We start from the raw sequence: 12,874 nt of genomic DNA, 5'->3' as shown, positions 1-12,874 counted from the left end.
GCTCTGCCTGCCCTGCTTTCTATTCTATGACTGCTTCTTTTTCCCTTGCTTCGATCTTAACCACAAGACAGGGATACGAAGGTGCGTCCCTGTGCTTTTTCTGTTCCTGCGGTCCGATCAGCCGTGTATCAAAATAAATCCTTTCCTCATCCTCCGTACACTCTGACACAGAAATACTGTATCCTCCTGTCTCCTGCTCTCCATAGCCCCGGATCAGATACATAAATCCGCCGTCAGTATACGTCATACGTATCTCCTGTGCCTTATTTTTTTCAATTGCCTCCCGCAGCTCCTGCGGAAGCTTCTCACTCTCCATCACTGTAAACTCAATCTCTTTTCGTTCGCCCTGTCCGTCTCCAGTACCAGAACACCCGGAAAGCAGCACTGCCATCCACATACACAGCGCTAACAGACCAATCCCGCGCCATTTCATTTTCACCTCATCACACCCGGTTCCTGTGTTTATACTATTGTTATTTTCCCTATGCCTGAAATATGCCAGTATTTTCAAAAGAAATAATTGTCTTTCCAGAGCGGATTCGATATAATGAAGGATATGAGAAAAATATAAAGGAGATACCTATGAATACAAAGACAACAGCAGATAAGACCGAACCGGTCATTACCAAAAAGCACACCCGCGTTTCCGGGATTCTCGTGCATCCGACGTCGTTCCCTTCTCCGTACGGCATCGGAGATATGGGGCCGGGCGCTTATGATTTCATTGATTTTCTGGAAAAATCGGGACAGCACCTGTGGCAGGTCCTGCCGCTTGGACCGACCGGCTTTGGCGATTCTCCCTATCAGAGCTTCTCTTCCTTTGCCGGACAGCCGCTGATCATCAGCCCGGACAAGCTGATCGATATGCAGCTGCTGACAAAGGAGGACCTCGCAGACATGCCGCAGTGGGATGACTGGAAGGTAGACTATGGTCCAGTCATCGCATATAAGACAGGACTGCTCAGAAAGGCATGGGCTGCCTTTTCACATACACCGGATAAAACACTTCTTGAAGAATTTGAGCAGTTTTGTGAGAAGGAAAAGGACTGGCTGGACGATTACACACTCTTTATGGCCTGCAAGGACTACCATAATGGAGCAAGCTGGCAGGAGTGGGAGAAAGAAATCCGTCAGCCGCTCGAAAAGACGAAAAAGCTCTGGAGAGAAAAACTCAAGCAGGAGATCGGATATTACAGCTTCATTCAGTTCATTTTCCAAAAGCAGTGGTTTGAACTGCGGGAATACGCCCATGAGCACGGCATCTCGATCATTGGCGATATCCCGATCTTCGTCGCAGCGGACAGCGCGGACATCTGGGGCAACAACAGACTGTTCCAGCTCGATACAAAGGGGCATCCCACGCAGATCGCAGGCGTTCCGCCTGATTATTTCAGCGCGACGGGACAGCTCTGGGGAAATCCGCTCTATGACTGGGACTACCATGAACAGACCGGATACGCCTGGTGGATCAGCCGGATCAAACGGCAGCTCTCCCTGACAGACTACCTGCGGATCGACCATTTCCGCGGTTTTGAAGCGTACTGGTCCGTTCCCGCCGGAGAAGAAACTGCCATAAACGGCAAATGGGTCAAAGGACCGGGCGTAGAGCTGTTCCACGCAGTCGAAAAAGCACTCGGCAAAAATCTTCCGATCTTCGCTGAGGATCTCGGCGTGATCACTCCGGAAGTAGAGCATCTGCGTGACGAGCTCGGTTTTCCGGGCATGAAGGTGCTCCAGTTCGGTTTTGGCGATATGAACGATGACAATTATATCCCGCATTTTTACACAACCACAAACTGCATCTGCTATACCGGCACGCATGATAATGACACAACCATGGGCTGGTATGCCGTACAGCCTGAAATCGTCCGCGACCGCATCCGCCGTATGGGAAATACAGACGGCAACTGCGTAAGCCTTGATTTCATCCGTTTCTGCATGGGCAGCATTGCCAAATACGCAATCTTTCCGATGCAGGATCTGCTGGTACTGGGAAGCGAGGCGCGCATGAACTGTCCTGGCGTCGCAGCTGCGAACTGGACCTTCCGCTATCCCAAAGAAGCGCTTTCTAACGGACGCTGCGAGTGGCTCCTGAAAACAACACAGCTGTATAACCGCTGATCCTATTTTTACAAAGAGGTTTTTACCATGATTCGTTTTATACTTATTGTGATTTTTCTCATCATTTATCTCGTACTGTCCATTCCCGTCTTTTTTGCGGAATGGATTATCGGGAAATTCAATCCTCATGCGAGGGACATTTCCTCGCTGCGGATCGTGCAGGCCGGCTTCAAACTGGTGATCCTCATCTCCGGTGTAAAGCTGACTGTGATCGGGGAAGAAAACATCCCGGATGACACAGCAGTCCTCTACATCGGCAATCACCGCAGCTATTTTGATATTGTGCTTACCTATGCACGCTGCAAAGGGCTGACCGGATACGTCGCCAAAAAGGAAATGCTCCGTATCCCGCTCCTGTCCACATGGATGAAGTTCCTGCACTGTCAGTTTCTCGACCGTTCAGACATTCGGGAAGGTCTCAAGACGATCCTGGCTGCCATCGAGAAGATCAGAGAAGGCGTCTCTATCATGATCTTCCCGGAAGGCACACGCAGCAAAAATGCCAGTGAGCTTGAGCTCCTGCCATTCCACGAAGGTTCGTTTAAAATCGCGACAAAATCAGGATGCCCGATCATCCCGGTATGCATCAACCATTCCTCGGCGCTGTTTGAAGATCACTTCCCGCGTATCAGACCGGCACACGTGATCATTGAATACGGAAAACCGATCTATCCAAAAGAACTCCCGCGCGAGGAACAAAAATTTATCGGTAAATACGTCCAGAACGTAATCGCCGAGACTCTGAAAAAGAACGCATCCGCAGTATAACCATATTTACACATTTCTGGAAAAACAATACAGACCTTTTCTGTCAAAAGAAAAAAGGTTATTGCAAAAATACTTATTCCGGCACATTTGGGTATATGTGTTTTTTGCAATAACCTCTGTTATTTTTCTTTTCTGTTTTCACATGTTTTAATGCTGTTCCTTATATATGAATTGAACAATCCCATGTGGTAAATTTTTCTCATCGTCTATATAAATTCCGCCAAAATCTTTTTCCTCTTTAGTCTTCAACACCATAGAATGACACAGACCTTTGTAACCACCTAATAAAATCACATTATCATAATACAATACTCGAGACAATTCTTTCTCTATCTTTCTCAATTTATCGCTAAATTTTTCGTTTTTATCGTGTGAGTTTAAAAGGCTCTGAAGATATATCCGCATTTGCCCCATCTTGTTCCTGGTAGCTTCATTTGCTGATTTTAAAATTTGTGAAAATTTCACATTATTTTCCAAATACAAACTTCCATTCAGCCTTGCTCCTGCTTTTATCATCTCCACACCAACATTCTCAAAAAAAACTGAAAATGCTGCATTCTCCTGATCTGTATCATGAATATACTGCGCTTTATACAAACTGCGAAGAACGATATCTGTATTCTTTACCTCCACATCATCAACCATACAGACCTTCTTATCATTTGCGCTCAACAATGCACCCTTCACCGAGCTTCCAGGAATATAGTACTCCGCATCCTTTGGATGATAGCTTTTATATTCCCCGTATTGGTAGAAAGGATAAATACAACTTACTTCTTTCTTCTTATTGTTTGATACCTCTGCCGATGCTTCAAACTCGTCTATGTCCTTATACAAAGCCCTGCCGGATCTCGGAGACAAAATCAAACTTGATAATACTTTCATTTCATATTTTATTTCTTTCATCTGTATTCCTCTTTTCCTAACGCAATCGGATATAAAAAAGCATTTCCAAAAATAATATCCCTTCTTTCGTTAAACGGAGAGCATACACTTTTGCCTGCCTGTTCTATTTCATCTTTCAATACGATTATGCTCCCACTGTCAATAAAACTGATAAAGTATTTACAAGTCTCATTCCACCCTCCCGGCATTCTAAATGGTCGGCGCTCAGAAGTAAATAACCGCAGTGTAGATTTCTGAAAGTCAATTCTCCCTGGCAGCAGCATTCCCAGATTCAAATAAGATTGAGATTTTTGAAGCTCGACTTCCTCTATAGAAAGAACCTTATACTTATTCAATCCCTGAGAGGCTCTTTTCCCCAGAATAATAGATTCTTCACTTTTCCTGAAGTTCTCTATAACCTTTTTTACATAAATTACGGATTCATCTCCCTGCAGATAAAAACAGTACTTGGAAACAACGTTCTTTCTCCCTTTTCGATCAACAACCTCTTCCACTGTTACAGATGGCACAGTATATAACTTTGTTTCGAGTCCTCCAATTCCATAAAAGGTACTTTCTGAAAAAGCCCGTTGCTGGTAACTGTCTGACACCTTCACATATGGAAATATATTCTTGCACATTCTCGGTTTTTCCAATATCCGCTTTAAATCCTCCAGCTTTACAAACTCTCTCTCTTTTACCACTGCCCGCTTCTCTTTTAAAGATTTCTGATCCGAGTTCTGTCTGGCCAGCTTATCCACAATATAATCCTGCGCAACAGGAAAATAGTCTAATGGAAGTAGATTGGAGACTGCAATATGGCTCTTTTTCTCAAAAACAGCTTTTACCAGCCGCGCCGCTTCCTCTTCACCATCAAATCTTGAAAGCGCTGTAATCAATGCTCCAAAAATCTTCTGAGAGTCCGGCAATTGTGTAATCCGTCCGACAGACTTCAATATCACTTTATAATTTTTCACTGCCCTCTCTCCCATCTTCTAAAATTGATACATGGATTTTTCCATAACCACGGCTCTTCGAACCGCCAAGCCGATAAATACCATCATTAAATTTTTCCAAATTTTGAATCAAATATTGTTTACATTTTTCACCTATCTCTTCATCAAAATGATGCAGTTCTATCTCACCTTCAAACTCCATCCCTTTTCTGACTGCTTTGTAAGTTCTCGGATTAGACTTTGGACTCTTTTCGGTATATTCAATTGATGTCTTTGCATCAATCGAAAAACATTTCTGCAAGTCACGGTACTCTTCCCGCAGTCTCAAATCATTAAATAATAGTTTCGGTGTATTATTAAACTCCCGAATTCCGAAAAGATAACATGCCGATGCCTGATTTATTGCTTCTGTGTAGCGTTTTTCAATTCGCTCCAGCTCTTCTTTGTAATCTCCCTGCCTGTTTTCTGCGCATAGCTTTCCCAGCCATTTTTGCGTCTCCCTCTTTTCCCCTTCCAACATTTCCCGATACCACTGAGCAATTTCTTTTCGATCTTCACTTGTATCTGCTTGTACAATGGCACGCAGTGCACCTTTCAATGATGATGCAGGAATACATGGAAATCCCTCCTCATCTACCGCCGTCCACTGATCAATCCCTCCTATTTCAAACGGTCTTGGATTGCCTCCTATAAACAGATTTGCCAGTGCTTTTACCCTTATTTTTATTGCATTTCTCATTTTGGCATTCCCCTTTGTGCTTGTTTTGTTTCTCTGTTTTTCTAGACAGTTCATTATAACGATAGAATAGCATCAAAGAATCTACAAATTCAGGCGTCCAATTGTCTTTATTTGCAATATCCTTAAATTTTTCTTTTTCAAAATACAATCTCTTTGAAGACTTTTTATCTCCTTTTTCCTTTTCGTCTGCTCTTTGGTTCTCATTTTCCTTGAATGAATTACGCAGCTCTATCATATTCGCCGCTTTTTCTATTGGTATAGATTCCACTTCTCTCAAGCGGTAAAACATCGTCGTTTCCAGGATAAGACAGGAATATTTTGGTTTCGTTTCTGCCGATGCGTCCCTTACAAAAATCTCTGTCAGCTCCGCTTCTTTTTCCTGCAAACACTTCTGATACAAATAAGTTCTCGGTTGCTTGAACAAATATTTATATAAATTATCTTTATTTTGACTCCACTCTCGCTGCTTATTTCTTTTGAAAATACGAAAACGCACATCACTAAACAAAATCATCAGCTGCAAATATTTTTCAAAATCCTGCTTTTTCCTTTTATCAATTCTAAGTTCATTTTCTTGATATAACTGTTTTATCAAGTTATAATTCAGGCAAGTCTCCATTTCTTTAAGATGCTTATCAGAAGATTCAAAATAATCCGGCAGCAAATGGTACAAAACATGATTAATATAGGCTATATCGTTCTCACGCACCTTCTCATTTGAAATATCTTCCAACAACGTATAAAAGTAATTTGTCTTTCCGAGTAATTCACTGCATTTTCCCTTATCACTTCTTATCTCATTCAAAAGCTGCAGATCCTCCAAAAACTCTTTCCACTCAGGAAGTGCTTGCTTTTGAGTAAACTCCCTGTTCTGTTCAGCCCCACTAATAAATACCAGATTGCCAATACAAATTTTCATTATCGCCGGGTTTTCACACTGTGTGGAAAGCTTTTTTGATTTTGCAATCTTTAACTGCTCTTCCACCATTTGCATATAATAACGAATCGGCTCTTTATTAAATGTAATTGCCACTCCAATACTCAAACTTAACTTTATTAAAATATTGTTTTCCTGCAATTTTTGATTAATCATATACAACAGATTGCTGCATACATCAATTCCCAAGATTAAGTCCTCTACTGCTACAGCAAAGAAAATATCATCTCCTGCAATATAGAATGGAAAAAGCCATCCCGTCTTCCTCTTTTGCTTACACTTATGCGCTGCTTTATAAAGTCCGTCTAAAGAAACTTGTTCATAGAGAATTTTACTGACCGCCTGATACTTCTCATACTCGCTAATTCCCTGAAACATTGCTCCCATTCCATCCAGATCCGCTTTGATCACAGCGATCCGAAATCTTTTTCTTTCTGCATTTTTCTCCGGCCTCAATGCATTTATATCTTCAGAAAATTCATCCGACAATTGCTTTTCATATGTTTTCTCTTCCTGTTCCTGTATTTGATTACATTTAAACAGAAGATCCTGATTTTTTTCTATGATATATCCCCAATTTTTCGCTTGTTTCAAAGCTTCTTTGGCTTTCTTAACCGCACTGAGGTCATCCATCTCTTCGGAAGGAAAACAATACCATCGAAGTAATTTTTGTCCCTGAGATGCTATGTAATATTCTCGAAACAGCTCATTTAATCTGTCTTCCAGCTCATTTCCCGGCAAATAACATTTAAAAATATATACCCCTGAACACTTTAACAGCACTTTTTTCTCAACACCAGAAAATTGCTTTTCAATCGACTCAAAAAAGTCCTTTGAAATCTGATTAGAAGAATTTACAATTCCTTTTAAAGTGGCATCTTCCGTCTGTTTTTCTTGAACATGGGAACGGATAACTTCTGTCAAAAACGTTTGTACCTTTTCTACAGATAATGCAGCAATTTGTTCCTTCACGTTATGACTCCCCCTCTTTGTTAAATAACTTGGCATATGCGAGATGCGGAAATAGCATTGGATTATTAATCAGCATCAGAATTTGATTAAATTGAAAATTGAAGGTCATTAAGGATAACTTCTCTCCATTAAGCTGCACTTCATAACTATCCAGATTTTGTTCTGCTACCTCAGACGCAGGCTTCGGACTTTGTTTTTCTCCTTTCACATGATTTAGAGCCTGATACCAATCATACAAACTTTTTCTTTTTGAAGACCATTCAATTTTTAATCTTTCTTCTCCTGCTCTTATCGTCACGTCAAAGTCGACTACTTCCTGCAGATCCTTATATTCTTCATTTAAACAGCATAAAATACGTAAAGGTCGAGTCGCAGTCTGTGTTGGTGCCGACCCACATATAACCCCGGCAGCAGTCCGAGCAACTGATTGCGCAGAAGTCTCCAGGCTCTTTATCCTTTCTACCCACTTTTTCAACAAATCTTTGTCCATAGACGTACTTTTACATTCTACAACTGCTGCCACCGCTTCAATCGGAATAAATTTAATTTGACCATATCGAAAAACATACGGCGTATACATCTCATCAAAAATAGCCAGATCAACCTCATTTGATACATTTCCGGCAGAATCAATAATAAAAACGGATTGTTCTATTACAAACTTTTTAGGCACAATTGCCTCAAACATCTTTCCCCAAATCTGCTCCCTGTAACGTCCAATTGTGCTTCCATGAGGCACTGAAAAAAACAACTGTTTAACATAATCCTCTTCCATTCGCTTATAATTCTCTTTAATTTTTTTAATCGTCTCTAAATCCACTCCTTTTATCCCCCTGTTTTTCATTATTATATAAAATATACTTGAACCTTTCCCATTCCAAATGTCGTATTTCGTCCAATATGCAGCACCTGCGCCGCTGCCAGCCATGGAACAAACGGAGTCAGATCTCCGGCATATTCCAGTTCTCCAATCAGCCCGCTAAAGTCCATTTTCCCATGCAAACGATTAGAATATCGTTCCAAAAACTCTACTTTCACCTCTTCTTTTACTGTCTGCACCTTCGCTGCAAGAATCTGAATATTTTTGACCTCTTCATAATCCACCCATCCGCCATATCGCTCTACCAGCATTACAATTCGTTTCGTAATATTTCGAATCAGCGTCTCAAATGAAATATGTGTTAGCAACTTTCCGCCCCTTCTAATCCGAAGTGGGGTTTGCAGTTGCACAACTGCTCCCGTCACACCTTCCAATTTCAAGTGCAACAATTTCTTCGTACATATCGCCCGTATAAAATCTCTGTCCTCCTGCCAAAGTATTCTTTGTTCCAAAGTATCAATAATCCTCAATAAATAAAACGGATACCTCTGTGCTCCTATTACCAACCGCTTCATTTTCTGCAAAGAATCTATCAATGAGGCCGCACATTTCACTCCTTTTCCAAAAAGTAAAATCTCAAACTTCAACTCCTCTCCTTTTTGCACTACTAATTCTGTTCCACAAACTGCTGGCGGAATTATTACATACGGCTTTACAATATCCTGCTGATCTTTGCATTCTTTCCCGTTCTCATACAAAAATTCATAAAGTTTTCGATCTGTCCTATACAATACCTGCCCTAAAACTCCTCTCAATGCAGAACCCAGGTGCTTTGGCAGCCTTGCACTTTCCTGTGCCTGTAAAGAAATGCACAGTTGTAAATACGTAACTTCAAACAACTCTCGTTCATTCATAAACATACCCATTACTCAAATTCTTCAAACTCACTGTTTCTAATATCTGCAATCATTACACTGCCCTCTGCCAAAATCCCCCCATTCTCTCTTTCTTTGTCTTTCTTCAATCACTCAAAATCGCATTATGACCAAATCTACGCGGATGTCTCTCTTGAATTTCACTCCATACTCCCGCGTAGGGAGCGACACTACGATCAAGTAAAAAATCTTTTAGCTTCCATATTTCAATCCACGCTCCCGCGTAGGGAGCGACCAGATCAGGCAATGGGAATTTTATGCAGATTTTTAATTTCAATCCACGCTCCCGCGTAGGGAGCGACAAAACCTGTTTTTAATACCGCATGTCAGAATCGAATTTCAATCCACGCTCCCGCGTAGGGAGCGACTGGACGAGGTGCCGCCGGAAGGACGCAAGATCAAATTTCAATCCACGCTCCCGCGTAGGGAGCGACGAGAGCGGCTTTAAGGCAGTCAAATCGATATACTGATTTCAATCCACGCTCCCGCGTAGGGAGCGACGAAAGAGAGGGGAAAACACATGGAAAAAATAGAAATTTCAATCCACGCTCCCGCGTAGGGAGCGACTATTCGCTTACAACATGGACAGCGATCCTACCAAAAATTTCAATCCACGCTCCCGCGTAGGGAGCGACCCGCCGGTGGAACGGTAAATACATCGCACTGCACAGATTTCAATCCACGCTCCCGCGTAGGGAGCGACAATGCCTGTCACATCCCACACATCTACTTTGATCTATTTCAATCCACGCTCCCGCGTAGGGAGCGACGAGAAATACCGAAAGCAGTAGTGAGGATGAGGAATTTCAATCCACGCTCCCGCGTAGGGAGCGACGAAATTGATATTTAACGGAGGTAGGACATTGAGAATTTCAATCCACGCTCCCGCGTAGGGAGCGACAGCATTATTAGCTAATTTTTCTTTTGGAATCAATTATTTTTTATTTATTATGCCTTTTTTTCTCTATTATTGCAATTCTAATTTCAATCATTTTCACATTTTCCACAAAATATGAGTTGTTTTTCGGTGCGAATCTCCCAGGAAATTTCTGTTTACTACCCATTCGCACCTGGCATTTTCATTAAACCTGTCTGTCCCGAGAAAGTCATTATATTATCTCTTAGGAGTCAATTAGACAATTCCTTATGATAAATTTTCCTCATCGATAGAACATCGATCAGTGTGCTCCTTCTGCTTAGAATTTCATAGCATACATAAAGCAATCCTACAAATGCTATTCTCTCAGTGCTGTGTTTTACCTTTCTTGCAAAAGCTAAATACTCTCATACTTTCAAGGTAATTTGCCTTCCCATTTTCTCCAAAAAGCTACTGGAAAATAGTTGGAAGCTGAAGTTTTCATAGATTACCTTATCATAATTCTTATGCTCAACAATCCTCTATTTCTGTAGAATCTATGCCATTTAAAGAGAGGCTGCTTTCAATACAGTATTTTTCATACTCATACTTTTCTCTGATAATATATAGCATCATCTTGAAAATCAGATCAACAATCTCCTCGTAACTTTCTAGTCTGTGATTGATGTCAATCACCCGAGATCTACCCAAACAGTATCTGAAGATATCAAAATATCTTTGTTTGCGGAAGCATATCAACTTTCTTTGTGTTAAGAAGATATCGACACATTCCGCTGTCTGTATCACAACCTGAACGTCGTCTTACACTGAAACAGGTCTGCAATTTCCTTTGTATTTACAAAGATATCACTGCTGCCTCACCCTGCCAGGTTGCCATCGGCTCTACCTTTCCTGTCTGCAATGCAGAGAACAGAATAACACCTATTTTCAGGCCCAGCTGATACTCTACTTCCCAGCCACGCAGTCTTATTACACTGAAAAATCAGCATTTAAAGCAAGAAATAACTATTCTATTTCTTTGCATTCTCTTCTAATTCCAGCATGTACTTATCAAAATCGGACATAAACAATCTGTCCTGAACAACACGATATTTTTCAAATTCGGTCTCAGCTTTTGCCCTGGCAATCTCTGCTGTGATTTTTCCCGCATCCTGCAAGATTTCTCTGTCATCCGCCATCAGGAATAAATCTAAACGCTTCACCCAATCCTCCATCGTCATTGGAATATGACGTTCCGCACGATCTTCTGCCAAATCCAGATATGCCGAAACAATGCGTTCCAAAGAGCGCATTTCTTGTTCTAAAAGATAATTTTTTGCAATGCTCACATCGCTTTTTACAATCTTGCCGTCTGGTGCCGCAGCCCATGTGGTCAGTCCCATATGTGACTTATCTGCATTCGCACGCTCATAAATCAGCTCCGCTGCCGTATGTCCATGTACCGCATAATGCATCTTGTTCTGTACCTTTGCAAAAAACTGCTTCGTTGTTTTTGCGGTACGGTCATAGTCGAGTGCCGTAGCATAGATATCTGTTATTTTCTGATAGAACCTGCGCTCGGACAAACGGATTTCTCGAATCTGCTCAAGCAAACGGTCAAAGTATTCCGTTGTGAGTACTGAACCACCGTTTTTCAAGCGCTCATCATCCATAACCCATCCTTTGATGGTATAAGCCTTCACAATACCATTAGCCCATTTACGAAACTGTATCGCTCGCTCATTGTTTACTTTGAATCCAACCGCAATAATCATTTGAAGATTATAATGCTTGGTATCGCGTGTAACCTGACGGGAACCTTCAGTTTGAACTATCCGGAAATTCCGGATAGTTGAATCTTCCTCAAGCTCTGAATCAGAATAAATTTTTTTAATATGCTCACTAACCGTACGGACATCCACATCATACAGTGTAGCAATCATTTTCTGTGTGAGCCATATATTCTCGTCCTCATAACGCATCTCAATGCTGTCCTGCTGGTTACCAACAGCAGCAACATAAGTCAGATATTCTGCCGCGCTGGAACGGATGGTTATTTCATTTTTTTTCTTTTTCAAATAGGATTTCCTCCTCCAATTTGTATTTACCTCTATAAATCAAAGTACGCCCCCACAATTGCATTTAGCTATCATGCTACTTTCGTATAATTCACGCTCCCGCGGAGGGAGCGACGGAATAGACTGAAAGGAGGTTTATCTCATGGCAATTTCAATCCACGCTCCCGCGTAGGGAGCGACCGGCGGCACGATGTCAATTCTGAAAACGCATTTTTAATTTCAATCCACGCTCCCGCGTAGGGAGCGACGACACTCAGCAGGAGTACGAAAAAGTGAGACAGGAATTTCAATCCACGCTCCCGCGTAGGGAGCGACCGGCGGCACGTTTCTTTCGTGGCTTTTTGATGGAATTTCAATCCACGCTCCCGCGTAGGGAGCGACGAAGCATCAAATATGATCGACGGATTCTCGGATATTTCAATCCACGCTCCCGCGTAGGGAGCGACTAAAAATTGCAGCTTTCCACGCTGTCGCAGATACTATTTCAATCCACGCTCCCGCGTAGGGAGCGACCGATTTCAGAAAGCTTTTTATACATTTGCCTCCTATTTCAATCCACGCTCCCGCGTAGGGAGCGACAGCACTAATAACTAGTTTTATGCAAAAAATCATTCCATTTTTTATTTATTATGCCATTTTTTCTCCATTATTGCAATCTAAATCTTCATTTCATTTTCCAGAGTTACTGTCAAGTAATCGTTGGCAAATTTTTTCATACATGATTTATCATACGCCCGTTCAGGATACAGGCAACGCTGCTAACGCATTCTCGCTCCATTTCGCTCGCAGCGGAAGCTGACCTCATCC

The 12,874-nt window shown here is 41.8% G+C and carries 10 protein-coding genes and 2 CRISPR repeat arrays; of the genes, 2 read left to right on the top strand and 8 right to left on the bottom strand.

The window, feature by feature from the left end:
* Positions 1-19: 19 nt before the first annotated feature.
* Complete coding sequence (locus QOX44_RS16635; RefSeq protein ID WP_283684828.1) at positions 20-433, bottom strand: protease complex subunit PrcB family protein; 414 nt, start codon at positions 431-433, stop codon at positions 20-22.
* Between the two features lie 149 nt (positions 434-582).
* Here QOX44_RS16635 and malQ point away from each other — a divergent pair, with 149 nt between their 5' ends.
* Both malQ and QOX44_RS16625 read left to right on the top strand, forming a co-directional pair.
* Positions 583-2,121 carry a 4-alpha-glucanotransferase gene (gene malQ / locus QOX44_RS16630; RefSeq protein ID WP_283684826.1) on the top strand — a complete coding sequence of 513 codons (1,539 nt, stop codon included), beginning with the start codon at positions 583-585 and terminating at the stop codon, positions 2,119-2,121.
* Between the two features lie 27 nt (positions 2,122-2,148).
* Positions 2,149-2,889 (top strand): lysophospholipid acyltransferase family protein, encoded by a 741-nt coding sequence (locus QOX44_RS16625; RefSeq protein WP_283684824.1) that lies wholly within the window; start codon positions 2,149-2,151, stop codon positions 2,887-2,889.
* A 147-nt stretch (positions 2,890-3,036) separates the two neighbouring features.
* Here the strand turns inward: QOX44_RS16625 and QOX44_RS16620 are convergent, their stop codons facing one another.
* The 7 genes from QOX44_RS16620 to QOX44_RS16590 form a co-directional block, all read right to left on the bottom strand.
* Positions 3,037-3,795 carry a hypothetical protein gene (locus QOX44_RS16620; protein WP_283684823.1) on the bottom strand — a complete coding sequence of 253 codons (759 nt, stop codon included), beginning with the start codon at positions 3,793-3,795 and terminating at the stop codon, positions 3,037-3,039.
* The gene (locus QOX44_RS16615) at positions 3,792-4,751 is read right to left on the bottom strand and encodes a hypothetical protein (RefSeq protein WP_283684821.1); all 960 of its coding nucleotides are present in this window, start codon (positions 4,749-4,751) and stop codon (positions 3,792-3,794) included. The genes QOX44_RS16620 and QOX44_RS16615 overlap by 4 nt, the downstream gene beginning before the upstream one ends.
* Positions 4,738-5,469 (bottom strand): RAMP superfamily CRISPR-associated protein, encoded by a 732-nt coding sequence (locus QOX44_RS16610; protein ID WP_283684820.1) that lies wholly within the window; start codon positions 5,467-5,469, stop codon positions 4,738-4,740. Before QOX44_RS16610 ends, QOX44_RS16615 begins: the two co-directional genes overlap by 14 nt.
* Positions 5,396-7,378: a Cas10/Cmr2 second palm domain-containing protein gene (locus QOX44_RS16605; protein ID WP_283684818.1), complete on the bottom strand. Its 1,983-nt coding sequence runs from the start codon at positions 7,376-7,378 to the stop codon at positions 5,396-5,398. The genes QOX44_RS16610 and QOX44_RS16605 overlap by 74 nt, the downstream gene beginning before the upstream one ends.
* A gap of 1 nt (position 7,379) precedes the next feature.
* Complete coding sequence (locus QOX44_RS16600) at positions 7,380-8,198, bottom strand: DUF6602 domain-containing protein (protein ID WP_283684816.1); 819 nt, start codon at positions 8,196-8,198, stop codon at positions 7,380-7,382.
* 26 nt (positions 8,199-8,224) lie between these two features.
* Entirely contained in the window at positions 8,225-8,773 is a 549-nt protein-coding gene (gene cas6, locus QOX44_RS16595) for a CRISPR system precrRNA processing endoribonuclease RAMP protein Cas6 (RefSeq protein ID WP_283684888.1), read from the bottom strand.
* A gap of 497 nt (positions 8,774-9,270) precedes the next feature.
* A CRISPR array of direct repeats spans positions 9,271-10,034; the repeat unit is 32 nt; unit sequence ATTTCAATCCACGCTCCCGCGTAGGGAGCGAC.
* Between the two features lie 986 nt (positions 10,035-11,020).
* Complete coding sequence (locus QOX44_RS16590) at positions 11,021-12,067, bottom strand: virulence RhuM family protein (RefSeq protein ID WP_283684814.1); 1,047 nt, start codon at positions 12,065-12,067, stop codon at positions 11,021-11,023.
* Positions 12,068-12,150: 83 nt separating this feature from the next.
* Positions 12,151-12,646: a CRISPR direct-repeat array (repeat unit 32 nt; unit sequence ATTTCAATCCACGCTCCCGCGTAGGGAGCGAC).
* Positions 12,647-12,874 lie beyond the last annotated feature (228 nt).

Origin of the sequence: Parablautia sp. Marseille-Q6255 (assembly GCF_951230155.1) — a bacterium.
Lineage (GTDB): Bacteria > Bacillota > Clostridia > Lachnospirales > Lachnospiraceae > Choladousia.
This window is presented reverse-complemented; position numbering and strand designations above follow the sequence as displayed.

Bases quoted from the DNA above. Each gene is read 5' to 3' on its own strand.
- QOX44_RS16635 (WP_283684828.1), bottom strand. From the start codon at position 433: ATGAAATGGCGCGGGATTGGTCTGTTAGCGCTGTGTATGTGGATGGCA.
- QOX44_RS16625 (WP_283684824.1), top strand. From the start codon at position 2,149: ATGATTCGTTTTATACTTATTGTGATTTTTCTCATCATTTATCTCGTA.
- QOX44_RS16610 (WP_283684820.1), bottom strand. From the start codon at position 5,469: ATGAGAAATGCAATAAAAATAAGGGTAAAAGCACTGGCAAATCTGTTT.
- cas6 (WP_283684888.1), bottom strand. From the start codon at position 8,773: ATGAAGCGGTTGGTAATAGGAGCACAGAGGTATCCGTTTTATTTATTG.
- malQ (WP_283684826.1), top strand. From the start codon at position 583: ATGAATACAAAGACAACAGCAGATAAGACCGAACCGGTCATTACCAAA.
- QOX44_RS16620 (WP_283684823.1), bottom strand. From the start codon at position 3,795: ATGAAAGAAATAAAATATGAAATGAAAGTATTATCAAGTTTGATTTTG.